Here is a 16,129-nt window from a genome sequence, read left to right as displayed (position 1 = left end):
ACGGCCAAGAGGAGAATCAGGGCCAGGGGGGCAACGAGGGCCAAGGCGGCAACCAGGGCCAAGGCGGCAACCAGGGCCAAGGCGGCAACGAAGGCCAAGGCGGCAACCAGGGCCAGGGCGGCGAAGAGACGACCGGCGGGCAGGGCCCGGAGGTGCCCAGCTACGACCAGGCCGAGTACGGGTCCGGAGAGGAGACGACCGGTTCCGAAGGTGCCGGCGCTCCCGGCTCGTCGGGCAGCGGGGGCACCCCGGCCACACCGGCCGTGCCCTCCGTCCCCGCCGCGGAAACTCCCGGCGAATCCGTACCCGGCGAGGAGGCGATTCCCGCGGGTGCCCCGGGCGTGCCGGCCACCGGCACCACCATGCCGAAGAACCCCACGGCCGCCGATATCCTCTCCAAGCTCACCGGGATACCGAAGTCGCTACTGCCCGAGTCCCTGAAGAACCTGCCGATCACCGGCAAGGATGGCAAACCTCCCACCCTCGCCGACGCGCTGGCCGCGATCACCGGTATCCCGGTCGACGATATGCCGCAGGAACTGCACGACACCCCGCTGGAATCGCTGTACTCCGAGGATTCCCCGTACGGCATGGCCGATTCGCTGTTCGAGGCCATGGGCAGCGACGTCCCCGGCGCCGGCGGCGCCACAACCGGGCAGGAGGAGGCGATCTCCGCGCTGCTCGGCGGCACGCCGGGCGCACCGGCCGGTGACGCCTCGGTACCCGGGCAGCAGCAGAACATCCTCGAACGCCTCACCAATATGCTGACCCAGGGCATCACCGCCTTCACCGCCAATCCGCTGCCCGGTTTCGAACAGTTGCAGCAATTGCTCGATCCCAGCAGCGTGCAGCAGCATCTCGAGCAACTGCTGGACCCCGCCAAAACACTCGCGACGGCCGGGCTCCCCGGCGGCGATATCTCCGGCGGTGGCGGCGGCGTACCGGCCGGGGACCCGGCGCCGCTGGAGCCCTACCCCGGCACGAAGCCGAGTCCGTTCCCCCGGGCCTCGGTCGCCGGGCCCGGTCTGGAGCTCGCCGGATACGCGGGCGTATCGGCCGGTTCGGGCACTCCGGGCGGTATGCCGGGGATGCCGATGATGGGATCGCCCGCCATGGGCGGGGGCGCACCCGGCCGCCCGGGCGGCGGCGAGGACCATACGCCCGCGGAATTCCTGGTGGGACGTGAGAATCTGGACGAAGTCTTCGACGAGACCCCGGCCAAGGTGCGGCCGGTGATCGAGCAGTGAATCCTGCCTGGGAGCTGACCGACCTCGAATTCGTCCTGCTGTGCGAGGAACACGGATGCACCGAGATACCTGTTCCATTCACCTATACCAGCCGCACCTGGCTGGCCGCGGACTACCGGCAGGAGCGTGAGAAAACCCTGCGGGCCCTGCGCGAGCGCGACGATTCCGACCTCGAGGCGATGGCCGGTGCCGTGGCCCGGCCGGATGTCACCATCGTGGCGCAGTCCTGGGACGAACAGGACCCGGAGCGCCCGGAGGGCTGGACCCGGGTGCACGCGGTCCGCCAGCGCGCGCGGGGTTTCGTGATCACCCAGCGTCCGGGAGAGACGGTCTGGCACAGCGGCGGTTTCGATGTGACCGGCTGCGACCCGCACGCACTGCCCGAGGCCGCACTGGATCTGCTGCCGCACGCGAAGGCCGGCCGGATGCGCCAGATCACCATCGTCGATCCCGAGATCGTCCCCGACGCCCGGCCCTTCTTTCCGCTGATCAGCGACGACGACGAGCCCGAGGACGACGAGGCATACCGCAGCGAGTCCTTTCTGAACACCCCCGCGACCGCGACCGGGCTGATCCGGGTTTTCCAGGGCCGCTCCATGTTCGGACCACGGGGCCGGGTCGATATGGGCCTGCGGTGGCGGGACCTGCCCGATGACGGGCGCTATGTGATCCCGCTGGCCGCGGAAGTTCCGGTGGCGACCGGTATGGGCACCAAGGGCATGGTCGAGTGGGTCCAGGAACAGATCGCCGAAGTGGTTCTGCGCCTCGACCGCAACCTCGAACACGAGGAATGAATCCAACACCCACCCCCGCGCGTCGAACGACTCGCGGGCGCTGACGTCGCGTTCGACGGCGCGTCGGCGGTTCTCTCCCGAAAAACAAACCGGTGGGCACTATTCCGGATACTATGCGCCCGTCGATGCAGTTCCTCCGCGACCGGTCGCGAGGTATCGATGCAATCGTCCGGGCCCACGGCTCCGGATATCTGTGTAGGACAGCACCTCCCATCCCGCATGTCATCGAGCACAGAAGGAACGATGTCGAGAATATTGATCATCAGCGCGGCCGCGGCCGCGCTCGTATGCGCCGGTGCGCCGGCCGTCTGGGCCCACCCCCAGTCCGGAACCCGGCCCGGTGCCGCGGCCACCACCGGAATCCACAATCCCGCGGGCAAGGACGATTCCGTCGCCCAGCTACCGTTCAACGATCGAGAGTTCCTCCGGGCCAGCGCGTTCGACGACGAGACGCGACCCGTGCAGGACGGTGCCATCGCGCTGGCCCACGCCCAGTGCGAATACCTCGACCGGGCCGGGAACACCTCGGCCAACCGCACCTACCTCGCCGAGGAGGCGCGGCCTTTCGTGGAATACCCCTACCTGTTCCTGGCGGCCTCGGTCGCGTCCTACTGCCCGCGGCACGGTACCGGGGGTTAGCCCGAACCCGCTCGCTCTCGCCGAGCGGACGCGGCGGCCGGACAACGAAACGGCGGCGCCCCTCCATGGGAGAGGCGCCGCCGGATCCGGTAACTCAGTGCTTACGGCGGGTCTTGGGTCCCTTGCCCTGCTTGGTCTGCGCGCGGGCGGCCTCCCGGCGTTCCCGCCGGGTGCCCTGCGGCTGGCCGTCGGCGCCGTACTCCTCGGCGTCGCTGTGGACGGCAGTGCGACCGCCCTCGTCGGGCCCGGAGTAGCTCAGGCCGCGGGGGCCGGACTGGTCGAGCCCCCGGGCACGCAGAGCCGGCGGAGCACCGTTGATGATCGGCAGCTTCTCCGTCGGGTACTGGCTCTCGGGCGGCGCCTGCGCGCCGGAGAGACCGACCGGCGACCGCAGGCCCTGGTCCACCTGCACCCCTTCGGGCTGCGGCTGCTGGACCTCGACCTGGACGTTGAACAGGATGCCGGCGGCGTCCTCCTTCAACCCCTCGAGCATATTGGCGAACATATCGAAGCCCTCACGCTGGTACTCCACCAGCGGATCGCGCTGGGCCATGGCGCGCAGGCCGATACCTTCCTTGAGGTAATCCATCTCGTAGAGATGCTCACGCCATTTGCGGTCCAGCACCGACAGCAGCACCTGACGTTCCAGGGTCCGCATACTGCCCTCGCCGGCCAGGCCGTCGATCTCCTTCTCGCGCTGCTCGTAGGCGGCGTGCGCGTCGTCGAGCAGCGTGTCGAGCAGATCGTCGCGGGTGAGTTCGCCCGCCTCGCCGACCTCGGTCTCACCGGTGAGATCCTGATGGGTCATGCTCACCGGGTACAGGGTCCGCAGGGCGCCCCAGAGCTTGTCCAGATCCCAGTCCTCCACGTAGCCCTCGGCGGTCGCGCCGTTGACATAGGCGGTGATCACATCGGTGATCATGCTCTGGACCTGGCCCTCCATATCCTCGCCGCGCAGGATACGGTTGCGCTCGTCGTAGATGACGGTGCGCTGCTGGTTCATCACCTCGTCGTATTTGAGCACGTTCTTGCGGATCTCGAAGTTCTGCTGCTCGACCTGGGTCTGCGCGCTCTTGATGGCCTTGGAGACCATCTTCGCCTCGATCGGCACATCGTCGGGCAGGTTGAGCCGGGTCATGATCGACTCCAGTGCCGCGCCGTTGAACCGGCGCATCAGCTCGTCGCCCAGCGACAGATAGAAGCGGGATTCACCCGGATCGCCCTGACGGCCGGCGCGACCGCGCAGCTGGTTGTCGATACGCCGCGAATCGTGGCGCTCGGTACCGAGCACGTACAGACCGCCCGCGTCACGTACCGCCTCGGCGTCCTCGGACACCTGCTTCTTGACCTTCTCCAGCGCGTGGAACCAGTTGGCCTGGTACTCCTCCGGAGTGTTCACCGGATCCAGGCCCTGCTGGCGCAGCAGGGTGTCGGTGATGATGTCGGGGTTGCCGCCGAGCACGATATCGGTACCACGACCGGCCATATTCGTCGCGACGGTGACCGTCCCGGGCCGTCCGGCCTCGGCGATGATCTGCGCTTCCTTCTCGTGGAACTTCGCGTTCAGCACATTGTGCGCGACGCCGCGCTTGGTGAGCTGCTTGGACAGGTACTCCGAGCGGTCCACGCTGGTGGTACCGATCAGGACCGGCTGCCCGGCCTCGTACCGCTCCACCACATCGTCGACCACGGCGGCGAACTTCGCCTCCTCGGTCTTGTAGATGAGATCGGCCTGATCCGCGCGGACCATGGGCCGGTTGGTCGGAATCGGGATCACGCCCAGGCTGTAGATCTGGTGCAGCTCGGCCGCCTCGGTCTCGGCGGTACCGGTCATACCCGACAGCTTGTCGTAGAGGCGGAAGTAGTTCTGCAGGGTGATGGTGGCCAGGGTCTGGTTCTCCGGCTGGATCTCGACCTCTTCCTTGGCCTCGATCGCCTGGTGCATACCCTCGTTGTAGCGGCGGCCGACCAGGATGCGTCCGGTGAACTCGTCGACGATGATGACCTCACCGTCGCGGACGATGTAGTCCTTGTCCTTGGTGTAGAGCTCCTTGGCCTTGACGGCGTTGTTCAGGTAGCTCACCAGCGGCGAGTTGGCGGCCTCGTAGAGGTTGTCGATTCCGAGCTGATCCTCGACGAACTCCACCCCGGCCTCGTGTACGCCGACCGTCCGTTTCTTGATATCGACCTCGTAGTGCAGGTCCTTTTTCAGCAACGGCGCAATTCGGGCGAATTCCGCATACCACTTACTGGACGCGTCCGCCGGGCCGGAGATGATCAACGGGGTACGGGCCTCGTCGATCAGAATGGAGTCGACCTCGTCGACCACGGCGAAATTATGGCCGCGCTGGACGAGATCATCCAGCGAATGGGTCATATTGTCGCGCAGATAGTCGAAGCCGAATTCGTTGTTGGTGCCGTAGGTGATATCGGCGTTGTACGCGTCACGCCGCTGCGCCGGGGTCATCCCGGACAGGATCGCGCCCACCTCGAGGCCCAGGAACCGGTGCACCCGGCCCATCCACTCGGAGTCACGTTTGGCCAGGTAGTCGTTGGTGGTGACGATATGCACACCGTCACCGCCGATCGCGTTCAAGTAGGCGGGCAGCACCGAGGTGAGGGTCTTACCCTCACCGGTCTTCATCTCGGCGATATTGCCCAGGTGCAGCGCCGCGCCGCCCATGATCTGCACTTTGTAGTGCTTCTGCTGCAATACCCGCCACGAGGCTTCGCGAGCCACCGCGAAGGCCTCCAGCAGCAGGTCGTCGAGGGTTTCACCATCGGCGTAGCGCTCCCGGAACTCCTCGGTCTTCGCCTGCAGCTCGGCGTCGGACAGGGGCTCGAACTCGTCCTCGAGCCCGATCACCTCGTCGGCGAGATGGGAGAGACGCTTGACCATGCGGCCCTCACCAAAACGTAGCAACCTCGACAGTGTCAGCGCAGGCACGAGTCTCGTCAGTCCTCTGGGTCGGTTTCGGCTCCGATGTTCACTCACGGCCGCACGCTCCCGGCGACGGGTGCGTAGCCGCGGCTTTCTTCATGGTAATGCGGCCCCCATGGTAGGCGCCGCCGCATACCCGGCCGGTGTGCCCACACCGCAATCCGGCGCCGGCGGCCGCGGCGCGATATCCCACGGGGAGCCGCCGCGCAAGGTCGCCAATTGCTTATCGGAATATCGCACACAATCGTGCGGGAACGCCTGCCGCCTGGTCACAATGGAGTCCGGATTCCGGACTCCGAAGGAGCAGACACCAGCGTGATAGCGAGGCTGACAACGCAGGACGCGGACTTCTTCCGGCTGGAGTCGACCACCCACCCGGTGCATATCGGGTCGCTCGCCGTACTGGAGAACTCCACCGCGGACGGCGGCCGCGTCCTCGACTACCAGGGTCTGGTCGACCTGGTGGAGTCGCGCCTGCCCCTGGTGCCCCGCTACCGCCGCAAGATCCGGGAGGTGCCGCTGGCGCTGGGCCGGCCGGTCTGGGTCGAGGACGGCCATTTCGATATCACCTACCATCTGCGCCGGTCGGCGCTACCCTCCCCCGGCAACGACGACCAGCTGCACGAATTGGTGGCCCGGCTCGGCTCGCGCCCCCTCGACCCGAGCCGGCCGCTGTGGGAGATGTACCTGATAGAGGGCCTCACCGACGGCCGGTGCGCGATCTACACGAAATCCCACGCCGCCCTCGTCGACGGCCGGGCGGCCCTGGAGATCGGCCATGTGGTCGTGGACCCGGAAGAATCTCCGCGCGAGATCGCCGATGATCTGTGGCGCCCGGGCCGCGAGCCCAGCGATACCGACCTGCTGCTGGGTGCGCTCGGGCATCTCGCGGCGCAGCCGGGCTCGGCGGTGGAGGTACTGCGCGAGGCCGGGGCGAACGCCGCCGGTTTCGTCGGGGCGGCGGGCCGGACGCTGGAGTCGGTGGTGTCGGCCGTGCGCTCGGTGGCCGGCGGTGCCCCCGACAGCCCGCTCAACACCCGTACCTCCCGGCAGCGCCGATTCGCGGTGGCGGTCACCGACCTGGCCGATTATCGCCGGGTGCACCAGCAGGTGGGCTGCACCATCAACGATGTGGTACTGGCCGTGGTCACCGGCGCCCTGCGCAACTGGCTGCTGTCGCGGAACAAAGGGCTCACGGAGTCGAGCGTGCTGCGCGCGGTGGTGCCGATGTCGGGGTACGGCGGTGAGCCCGGTACCGGCCGGACCCTGCCCAACGAGATCACCCCGCTGCTGATCGACCTGCCGGTGGGCGAGCCGAGCCCCGTGATGCGGCTCTCCCATATCGCCCACGCGACCACCGAGGACGGCCGGCACCGGCACGCGGTGCGCGCCCACACCCTGGTCCATCTGGCCGGCTTCGCTCCACCCAGCCTGCACGCGATGAGTGTGCGGGCGGCGAGTACGTTCGCAGACCATACGTTCAATCTGGTGATCACCAACGCGCCGGGCCCGCAGACGCCCATGTATGTCGGCGGTGCGCGGATGCTGGAGATGTACCCGGTTCCGCCGTTGCTGCGCAACCAGGCGACGAGTATCGGGATCACGTCCTACGACGGGCGGGTCTGTTACGGACTCAACGCCGACCGCGAGGCGATGGCCGATATCGGGGTGCTGGCCGCGTCGGTGCCCGAATCGATGGAGGAGATACTCGGTGCCTGCCTCTGAGCGCAAGACCATGCGCGTGTACGTGCCGGCCACCGTGCCGATGCTGCGCGAGCTCGTGGACAAACGCGAACTGCACGCGGTCGGGGGGACGGCCTTCGCCCTCACCCCGGCACTGCGCGAGGCCTACGCCTCCGGTGACGACGAGGAGCTGTCCGAGGTGGCCATGGGCGAGGCGGCACGCGCCTCCCTGCGGCTGCTGGCCGATGAGGTACACGGTTCGACCGCGCCGATGTACCGGCGGGCGGTGATCGCCGTGGACGCCACCGGTGTCACGCTGCGGCCCGATCTCGACGACGCCGTGGTGAAGCTGGACGGGCCGATCCAGTACAAGCGCATCGGCTCGGTGCATATGGATCTGGCCGAGGCCGAACCGGCCGTGGCCAAAGCGGTCGACATCATCGACGCCGCCGATCTGGGCGACGAGGACGCCGAGTTCGTCCTGGGCGATGCCGAGGATCACCAGCTGGCCTGGTACGCCACCCAGGAACTGCCCTTCCTGCTCGAACTGCTCTGAGAACCCCCACTGCTCTGAGGGCTCGAACTGCTCGGAAGGCCGCGGACCGGCGTGGACGGGCCGCGGCCGAGCGCGGGTTGTGATCCGTCGTAGTCACGATGCCGTCGGCCCCGCACGAACCTACGATGCCGTAACCTGAGGTCGAGCGGTTGCCGCGGGCGACCACGACGACAGAAGGACGAAACGGCAGCGATGGTTCTCAAGAATGTCCGGGAGTGGCTCGAGGCGCCCGCCGCGAGCGTGGCCGAACGAGGCGGCCGGCTCAACGTGCTGCGCGGTGCGGTCGCCCGGGCCACCACTCCCCTGCTGCCCGACGACTACCTGCACCTGGCCAACCCGCTGTGGTCGGCGCGCGAACTGCGTGGCCGGGTGGTCGATGTCCGCAAGGAGACCGCCGATTCCGCGACCCTGGTCATCAAACCCGGCTGGGGGTTCGACTTCCGCTACGAACCCGGGCAGTACATCGGGATCGGGATCCTGGTGCAGGGCCGCTGGCACTGGCGCTCCTATTCGCTGACCAGCCCGCCGGAGTGGGAGGACCCGCAGCACGGCCGCAAGGTCATCGCGATCGCGGTGAAGGCGATGCCGGAGGGTTTCCTGTCGAGTCACCTGGTCAACGGCGTCTCCCCGGGGACCGTCGTGCGGCTGGCCGCGCCGCAGGGCGCCTTCGTCCTGCCCTCACCGCCGCCGCCGAAGGTGCTCTTCCTCACCGCCGGCTCCGGCATCACGCCGGTGATGTCCATGCTCCGGGCCCTGGATCGCCGTGACGCCGTCACCGACGTGGTGCACGTCCATTCCGCGCGGACCGCCGACGATGTGATGTTCGGCGCCGAACTCGCGAACCTGCACGACCGGCATCCCGGTTTCGTCTCCCATGTCCACCTCACCGGAGACCGGGGCAAATTCACCCCGGCCGCGCTGGACGAGCTCTACCCGGACTGGCGGGAACGCCAGACCTGGGCCTGCGGTCCGTTGGGCATGCTCGCCGATATCGAACGACACTGGCAGGACGCGGGTATCGAATCCCGGCTGCACGTGGAACGTTTCGAGGTGCAACGTTCGGCCAACGCCGAAGGCGGCACCGTCACCTTCGGTAAGACCGGGCGCTCGGTCACCGTGGACGGCGCCACCACACTGCTCGAGGCCGGAGAATCCGCCGGCGTCCAGTTGCCGTTCGGCTGCCGGATGGGTATCTGCCAGACCTGCGTGGTGACCCTGAGTTCCGGTCACGCCCGCGATCTGCGCAACGGCGCCGAGCGGTTCGAGGGCGAGAAGGTGCAGACCTGCATCTCGGCCGCGGCCGGGGACTGCACACTGGAGGTGTGAACCCGACCGGCCGCGAGACCGATTTCGCGGCCGGCACGGGTACGCTCGAAAGCACGCGTGGGTACTTCCCGTCCGGGAAGATCGTCCACATCCGTTCGCCGTTTCCGGGCCGGACCCGACAAGCCGGCGGCGATATCGGCACATAGCAGCGCAGGGACGGTACGAGGGCGGCACACCGCCTGCCCCTCCCTCGTTCCCGTACACAGCGCCAACAGAAGGGACGCCGGTGGCCATCACCGACATCAGAGCCTTTGCCCACCTCACGGCCGCCGATGTCGAAACGTTGGGCCAAGAGCTCGACGGGATCCGGCGTTCGGTCGAGCAGTCCCTCGGTGAACGCGACGCCCAATACATCCGCCGCACCATCGCCGCGCAACGCGGCCTGGAGATCGCGGCCCGCGCGGTGCTCTTCGGCAGCCGCAACCGCTGGGCCTGGCTCGCGGGCACCGCGATGCTGTCGGTGGCCAAGATCATCGAGAACATGGAACTCGGCCACAACATCAGCCACGGTCAGTGGGACTGGATGAACGATCCGGAGATCCACTCCACGAACTGGGAGTGGGATATGACCGGGCCGTCGTCGCAGTGGCGGCGCGCGCACAACTACTCCCATCACACCTACACCAACGTGCTGGGCAAGGACGAGGACCTGGGTTTCGGCATCCTGCGGATGACGCGCGACGAGCCCTGGCGGCCGCTGCATCTGGTACAGCCGGTCGCGAATATCGTCCTGGCCGCGCTGTTCGAGTGGGGCATCGCGCTGCACGACTGGAGCATCGAAAAAGAGCTCTCCGGGGTCCCGCGGTATCAGCTCGGCTCCGAACCGAACCGGGCCTTCGCCCGCAAGATCACCCGGCAGGTGGCCAAGGATTTCCTCGTCTACCCGGCCCTCACCGGTCCCGCGTTCACCTCGACACTGAAAGCCAACGCGACCGCGAACCTGGTCCGCAATCTCTGGGCGTACGCGGTGATCTTCTGCGGGCATTTCCCCGACGGCGCCGAGAAGTTCACCGAGGAACAATTGGCCGGGGAGACGCCGGGCGAATGGTATCTACGGCAGATGCTGGGCAGCGCGAACTTCTCCGCCGGCCCCGTCATGGGCTTCATGAGCGGAAATCTGAGCTACCAGATCGAGCATCATCTCTTCCCGGACCTGCCCAGCAACCGGCATCCGGAGATCGCGGTGCAGGTGCGCGCCCTGTGCGAGAAATACGATCTGCCGTATACGACGGGATCGCTGGGCAAGCAGTATCTGCTCGCTTTCCGCACCATTCACAAACTCGCCCTGCCGGACCGGTTCCTGCGGCGCACCGCCGACGATGCGCCGGAGACCTCCTCGGAACGGAAATTCGCGGGTCTCACCCCGCATCCGGATGCCGAGCACCGGCCGTGGAGTATCGACCCGGCCACCGGCAGGCGCCGCGGGTTGCGGTCGGCACTGCACGAGGCCAAGGTGGCATTGCGCGCCAAGGCCGAGCACGAGAAGGAAGTACTGCGCGCCGCCGAGCGGAATCTGCGGGCGAAGGCCAAACAGGAACGTGAACTGCTGCGGTCGAAGGCCCGGCACGAAAGAGAACTGCTGCGGCGCGCACGCCATGCGCTGCGTAAGGCGAACGCACCGTCGGTCTAGCGATTCCAGGGATCTTCCGCCGATATCGATTCGTGATGTAACGTGCGCCCGGGACGGATCGATCATGCAATCGAGACCCGAGAGTGACCCGTGTCTACGGCGGTTCCTCTTGACTTAACATCCGCCTTTGGGACGCGCAATAGGGCGCACACCACATTTTCTGCGGAAATCTCCAAACCTACGGTGCCGTAACTTACGGTAGGGTAGCCCCCATGGCTATATCGGATGTCAAGGAATACGCGCACCTCACCGAGGCGGATGTGGAAGCGCTCGGAGCGGAGTTCGACGCGATTCGCCGCGACATCGAATCCACTCGCGGCGAACGGGATGCCCGCTACATCCGCAATGTCATCCGATTGCAGCGCGCACTCGAGATCAGTGGCCGCACCGTTCTCTTCGCGAGTTTCCTACCTCCGGCCTGGCTCGCCGGAGTGGCCCTGCTGGGCACCGCCAAGATCATCGAGAACATGGAGATCGGGCATAACGTGATGCACGGTCAGTGGGATTGGATGAACGATCCGGAGATCCACTCCACCCACTGGGAATGGGACAACGCCGGCCCGTCCAAGCACTGGAAGCACACCCACAACTTCCTGCACCACAAGTACACCAACGTCCTGGGCATGGACGACGATATCGGCTACGGCCTGCTGCGGGTCACCCGCGATCAGCGGTGGAAGCCGTTCTATATCGGTAACCCGGTCTACAACCTGGTGCTGCAATCGTTGTTCGAATACGGCGTCGCGATCCAGCACCTCGAACTCGGCAAACTCGCGGCCGGAAAGTTCCCGGAGGGCTCCCCGGAACGCACGGAATTCGATCGTAAGGCCGGCGAGGTCAAGGCCAAGATCAAAAAGCAGGTGCTGAAGGACTACGTCGTCTTCCCGCTGCTGACCGGCCCCTCGTTCTTCCACACCCTCACCGCCAACCTGGCGGCGAATGTGGTCCGCAATGTCTGGACCAACGCGGTGATCTTCTGCGGCCACTTCCCGGACGGCGCGGAGAAATTCACCAAGGCCGATATCGACAACGAGAGCCGGGCGCAGTGGTACCTGCGGCAGATGCTGGGTAGTGCCAATATCTCCGGTGGCAAGGTCATGCATTTCATGACCGGGAACCTCAGCCACCAGATCGAACACCACCTCTTCCCGGATCTGCCCAGTAACCGCTACGCCGAGGTCGCGGTCCGGGTTCGCGAACTGTGCGATAAATACGATCTGCCCTACACCACCGGTTCGCTGCCGGTGCAGTACTTCAAGGCCTGGCGGACCATTCTCAAACTCTCGCTGCCCAACAAGTACCTGCGCCACACCGCCGACGACGCCCCGGAAACGGCCTCGGAGCGCCGGTTCAACGGGCAGGCCGTCGCCACCGTCGATCCGGTCACCGGAAAACGGCGCGGTCTGCGTACCGCGATCGCGGAAGGACGGCGCAAGATCAGCCGCCGGGTGCTGCCGGTCGCGAGCTGAGACCGGAGGTCGCCGGCCTCAGCGGTCGCCGGCGGCCATTCCGACCCGGGCCACCAGGGCGCGATGGTCCGCGCCCGGTAGGCCCACCGTCTCCACGGTCCGGGCACTACCACCGGCGACCAGGATGTGGTCGATACCGACCAGCGGCGGCCAGCCCTTATCGGTCGGGTAGGTGACCAGATGCCCCGCGCCCGCCTGGACCGCGGCACTACCGAACCGCCCCGACAGCAGCGCCCGGAACTGCGCGTGATCGTAGGTCGCGTTGAAATCGCCACCGACTATCGCCGGCCGGTCGGCGGGTGCGCGTTCGAGGATTTCGCCCAGCCGCGCGAGTTCATCCGACCACACCCGTGTCCCGTACACGGGCGGTACCGGATGGAAGGCGTAGACGGCCACCGGGCCGACATCCGGGACCGCGGCCGTCGCGGACAGCTGATTCAGGACGAACCCGTCGTACTCGACGGTGTCCGAGAGCGGATAGCTGCTCCAGATCCCGGTGCCCGCCGCGGTGCGGCCGGGTGAGAGATACCGGTGCGGCAGTATCTCGTCCAGGCCGGCCCGGCCGAGGGCCGCGACCGCGGCCGGGGTGAGCTCGTCGACGGTGAGCAACTCGACCCGCCGGGCCCGCACCTCGTCGACCAGCGCCCGCGGCTCGGCGCCGTCGAACAGGAGGTTGGCCTGCATCACCGTGATCAGGCGCTCGCCATCCGGACCATCGCCCGTCCGGTACAGCGGTAGCTGGGTCCACACGCCGGCGGCCGCGACCAGCAGCGCCAGTCCGGCACCGCACCAGCGCCGCCCCGCGGCGAACGCGGCCGCGCCCACCAGAGCCGAACCCATCAGATACGGCGCCCCGGAGGCGGCGAGGACCGGCAACCGTGCCGAAGAACTACTGAAATGCAGCAGGACCCCGGCGGTACCGGCGAGAGTCGCCGACCAGGCGAGTATCCGGGTGACGATCCGCACCGGCCTCGTTTTCACATCCGCAAGCCAAGCACACGGCCCGGCTACCGGCGACATCGCGGCGGACTCGACACACAACGTGGGCACAGGGGTGGCCGGCATGGCCGAACCCGGCCCGGACGACCGGACCGGCAAGACATACTGACGTGGTGGGTGCTGCGGAGATGAGTGTGTACGAAGCGATCCGGACCAGGCGCGATGTGCGGGCCGAGTTCACCGGGGAACCGATCGACGAGGCCATACTGTGGCGAATACTGGAGGCCGCCCACTGCGCGCCCAGTGTCGGCAATTCGCAGCCATGGGATTTCGTGGTGGTGCGCCAGAGCGCCACGCTGCGGAAATTCGCCGCACACGTCGCCGAGAAGCGGCTCGAATTCGCACGTTCCCTACCACCCGACCGGGCCCGGACATTCGAGCCGATCAAAATCGAAGGAATCGAGGAGAGCGGTACGGGGGTGGTGGTCACCCACGACGATTCGCGGGGCGGTCCCCATATCCTGGGGCGGGCGTCGGTACCCGAAACCGGGGTGTACTCCACCATTCTCGCGATCCAGAATCTCTGGCTGGCGGCGACCGCGGAGCTGGTGGGCGTGGGATGGGTGTCGTTCTACGACGCGCCGTTCCTGGCGGCGCTGGTGGACCTGCCCACGGGAATCCGGCCGGTGGCCTGGCTCTGTATCGGCCCGGTCACCGAGTTCCAGCGGACCCCGGACCTGGAACGCTTCGGCTGGCGTGGCCGCCGGGCACTCGACGCGGCCGTGCACCGCGAAACCTACGAACAGCGCCGTCCGGAATGAGAAACCGGCCGATCCGCGAGCGGACCGGCCGGTTGCACCGTTGCCTCTGCGTACCTCCGCCTCGGCTGTGGCGTGCGCGTCCATAGGTTCTGGATCCGCTCACAACCTCAACCGGCGTCGGGGCCTCTCCGTACCTCCGCCTTCGCTGCGGCCATGCGCGTCCATAGGTTCCGGATCCGCTCACAACCCCAACCGGCGCCGGGACCTACGCGAGCCTGATCAAACCGTAATCGAAGGCATGCCGACGATAGACGACCGAAGGACGGTCGGTTTCCTTGTCCTGGAACAAGAAGAAATCGTGGCCGACGAGTTCCATCTGGTACAGGGCGTCGTCGACCGTCATGGGGATCGCCGAATGGACCTTGGTGCGCACGATATGGCCGGGACCCTCGTATTCGGGGTAATCGGCGGCGAAATCGGATCGCTTAGCACTATGCGGCGAATGGTCGTGGGCCGCACCGGACAGGTCTCCGAGCAACTCCTCGGTGAGATCGGCGGTGGCATCGTGCACGGAGACCGGCGTCTTCTCGCCGTAATGGACGCGGCGCCGGTCCTTGGTGCGGCGCAGCCGGCTCTCCAGCTTCGCGGTCACCGCCTCGAAGGCGGCGTAGAAACTGTCCGCGCAGGCCTCGGCGCGGACGATCGGGCCCTTGCCGCGCGCGGTGATCTCCACCCGCTGGCACGCCTTGCGTTGACGACGATTGCGTTCGTGGAAGAGCTCCACATCGAACAGGAAGATCGAGGGATCGAAGCGTTCCAGCCGGGACAGCTTGTCCGCCACATAGATTCGGTAATGGTCGGGAACCTCGACATTGCGGCCCTTGACCACGATGTCGGCCCTGGTTTCTCGTGGTTGGTCCAGCTGCTCGTCCAGCTGGGTCGGGGCGGTGTCCTGTACTGAAGGTCGTGAAGATGTCGTCACGCGTACCTCCCGGTTCTGGCCGCACACTTCCGACGCGTGCGGCGGGATGAAACGGTGCCGGCCACGTCCCATCAGTCGGCCGGCATCTCGAGTCCTCGGCCCACCTCCAAACTCCCGGAACGGGGTGTGTGAACGCGACGCTAGTACGCGGATCGGACGTTCGCCACTGTTCACGCAAATTTCCCGGATTCACGCGGCACACGTCACCAATACGCCATCGAGGTATGAGCCCGTCACCGCCAAGGCGGCCGCGCACGCGGATACCGTCGCCCCGGTCGTGAGCACATCATCGACCAACACGACCTGCGCGTTCCGCACCGAGGCGGGCAGCGGAGCAGCACTCACCCGGCCGCGCAGATTGCGGCCGCGCTCCCGCGCCGACAGCCCCATCGAATCGCGAACTCCCCACCAGACTCGCAGACACGGCACCACCTGGCAACCGTCCAGCGATCGAGCAGCCACCCGCGCGCATCGCAGCACCGGATCGCCACCCCGCCGCCGGGCAGCGGCCGCACGGCTCGGCGAGGGTACAAGTATCAGGGGCCGGCCCGGCGCCCGCAACTCGGCCAAACCCGCCGCCAGAGCCACCCCCAACGGCCGGACCAGATCCCGCCGGCCCCGTTCCTTCACTCCGAGCACCGCCTGCCGCGCCGGGCCCCGGTACGGACTCAGCGCCCAGCAGGGCACCCCCGGATCAACCCGCGGGAACACCCGCCGCGGGGTCGCCCGGAGCTGCGCAGCGCATCTCCCACACCACGCGGGCCCGGGCCGCCCACATCCCCCGCACTCCCCCGGCACCACCAGATCCAGCAATGTCCCCACTCCGCGCAGTCTGCCCCGGCCCACCGACACCCCGACCCCAACCGGCAACCGCGGCCGGCGACAGCCCTTCCCCTGTCTCAAACACGCCGCCGGCCTGCACGGCGGATGCGACCGTCCACGCTTGTGGGGTGGGGAGGGGCCTTGCACGCCAACGTGAGAAGCGGTCTCGCTCGCCAAAGGGGGGGAGGTGACCCCGCCCGCCAAAGGGAGGAAGGTGGGACCCATGCGGGCCCGGGCAGGTGGCCCTACCTGCCAAGGTGAGTAGGTGACCTTGCCCGCCAAGGTCAGAAGGTGCCCCCACCCGCCAAGGCGAGAACGTGACCCTGCCCGCCAAGGTCAG

The 16,129-nt window shown here is 67.5% G+C and carries 13 protein-coding genes and 1 pseudogene; 10 read left to right on the top strand and 4 right to left on the bottom strand.

The features are described 5' to 3' along the window. The 3 genes and pseudogenes from ACWDU1_RS16185 to ACWDU1_RS16175 form a co-directional block, all read left to right on the top strand. Positions 1 to 1,247: pseudogene (locus tag ACWDU1_RS16185) on the top strand (hypothetical protein); the annotation flags it as partial. Continuing rightward, positions 1,244 to 2,041 carry an ESX secretion-associated protein EspG gene (locus ACWDU1_RS16180; RefSeq protein WP_449999234.1) on the top strand — a complete coding sequence of 266 codons (798 nt, stop codon included), beginning with the start codon at positions 1,244 to 1,246 and terminating at the stop codon, positions 2,039 to 2,041. The pseudogene ACWDU1_RS16185 and the gene ACWDU1_RS16180, both read left to right, overlap by 4 nt. 243 nt (positions 2,042 to 2,284) lie before the next feature. Beyond that, positions 2,285 to 2,680 carry a DUF732 domain-containing protein gene (locus tag ACWDU1_RS16175; protein ID WP_449999232.1) on the top strand — a complete coding sequence of 132 codons (396 nt, stop codon included), beginning with the start codon at positions 2,285 to 2,287 and terminating at the stop codon, positions 2,678 to 2,680. 94 nt (positions 2,681 to 2,774) lie between these two features. On the opposite strand, the gene secA is transcribed toward ACWDU1_RS16175, so the two are convergent. Continuing rightward, complete coding sequence (gene secA, locus ACWDU1_RS16170; protein ID WP_449999230.1) at positions 2,775 to 5,627, bottom strand: preprotein translocase subunit SecA; 2,853 nt, start codon at positions 5,625 to 5,627, stop codon at positions 2,775 to 2,777. Positions 5,628 to 5,936: 309 nt separating this feature from the next. On the opposite strand from secA, the gene ACWDU1_RS16165 reads away from it, so the two are divergent. The 6 genes from ACWDU1_RS16165 (at position 5,937) to ACWDU1_RS16140 (ending at position 12,285) form a co-directional block, all read left to right on the top strand. After that, a complete protein-coding gene (locus ACWDU1_RS16165) occupies positions 5,937 to 7,346 on the top strand; it encodes a WS/DGAT/MGAT family O-acyltransferase (RefSeq protein ID WP_449999228.1) in 1,410 nt (469 codons plus the stop codon). Between the two features lie 10 nt (positions 7,347 to 7,356). Then, entirely contained in the window at positions 7,357 to 7,860 is a 504-nt protein-coding gene (locus ACWDU1_RS16160; RefSeq protein ID WP_449999236.1) for a DUF6912 family protein, read from the top strand. Positions 7,861 to 8,052: 192 nt separating this feature from the next. Beyond that, positions 8,053 to 9,186: a ferredoxin reductase gene (locus ACWDU1_RS16155; RefSeq protein WP_449999226.1), complete on the top strand. Its 1,134-nt coding sequence runs from the start codon at positions 8,053 to 8,055 to the stop codon at positions 9,184 to 9,186. Then, entirely contained in the window at positions 9,183 to 9,332 is a 150-nt protein-coding gene (locus ACWDU1_RS16150) for a hypothetical protein (protein ID WP_449999224.1), read from the top strand. Before ACWDU1_RS16155 ends, ACWDU1_RS16150 begins: the two co-directional genes overlap by 4 nt. 80 nt (positions 9,333 to 9,412) lie before the next feature. After that, complete coding sequence (locus ACWDU1_RS16145; RefSeq protein ID WP_449999222.1) at positions 9,413 to 10,816, top strand: fatty acid desaturase family protein; 1,404 nt, start codon at positions 9,413 to 9,415, stop codon at positions 10,814 to 10,816. A 212-nt stretch (positions 10,817 to 11,028) separates the two neighbouring features. Next, positions 11,029 to 12,285, top strand: coding sequence for a fatty acid desaturase family protein (locus ACWDU1_RS16140; RefSeq protein ID WP_449999220.1), 1,257 nt, complete (start codon positions 11,029 to 11,031; stop codon positions 12,283 to 12,285). An 18-nt stretch (positions 12,286 to 12,303) separates the two neighbouring features. On the opposite strand, the gene ACWDU1_RS16135 is transcribed toward ACWDU1_RS16140, so the two are convergent. Beyond that, positions 12,304 to 13,266 (bottom strand): endonuclease/exonuclease/phosphatase family protein, encoded by a 963-nt coding sequence (locus tag ACWDU1_RS16135; RefSeq protein ID WP_449999219.1) that lies wholly within the window; start codon positions 13,264 to 13,266, stop codon positions 12,304 to 12,306. 146 nt (positions 13,267 to 13,412) lie between these two features. Here ACWDU1_RS16135 and bluB point away from each other — a divergent pair, with 146 nt between their 5' ends. After that, complete coding sequence (gene bluB / locus ACWDU1_RS16130; RefSeq protein ID WP_449999218.1) at positions 13,413 to 14,045, top strand: 5,6-dimethylbenzimidazole synthase; 633 nt, start codon at positions 13,413 to 13,415, stop codon at positions 14,043 to 14,045. A gap of 205 nt (positions 14,046 to 14,250) precedes the next feature. Here bluB and hpf read toward each other — a convergent pair whose 3' ends face one another. Both hpf and ACWDU1_RS16120 read right to left on the bottom strand, forming a co-directional pair. Beyond that, complete coding sequence (gene hpf, locus ACWDU1_RS16125; protein ID WP_449999216.1) at positions 14,251 to 14,967, bottom strand: ribosome hibernation-promoting factor, HPF/YfiA family; 717 nt, start codon at positions 14,965 to 14,967, stop codon at positions 14,251 to 14,253. 189 nt (positions 14,968 to 15,156) lie between these two features. After that, positions 15,157 to 15,429, bottom strand: a complete 273-nt coding sequence (locus tag ACWDU1_RS16120; RefSeq protein WP_449999214.1) for a ComF family protein — start codon at positions 15,427 to 15,429, stop codon at positions 15,157 to 15,159. Positions 15,430 to 16,129 lie beyond the last annotated feature (700 nt).

The organism is Nocardia sp. NPDC003345 (assembly GCF_053589395.1).
Note: the sequence above shows the minus strand (reverse complement) of the source record. Positions and strands in the feature narration are given on the sequence as shown.

Coding starts and splice junctions, on each gene's coding strand:
- ACWDU1_RS16160 (WP_449999236.1), top strand. CDS start 7,357: ATGCGCGTGTACGTGCCGGCCACCGTGCCGATGCTGCGCGAGCTCGTG.
- bluB (WP_449999218.1), top strand. CDS start 13,413: ATGAGTGTGTACGAAGCGATCCGGACCAGGCGCGATGTGCGGGCCGAG.
- ACWDU1_RS16140 (WP_449999220.1), top strand. CDS start 11,029: ATGGCTATATCGGATGTCAAGGAATACGCGCACCTCACCGAGGCGGAT.
- ACWDU1_RS16155 (WP_449999226.1), top strand. CDS start 8,053: ATGGTTCTCAAGAATGTCCGGGAGTGGCTCGAGGCGCCCGCCGCGAGC.
- ACWDU1_RS16175 (WP_449999232.1), top strand. CDS start 2,285: ATGTCGAGAATATTGATCATCAGCGCGGCCGCGGCCGCGCTCGTATGC.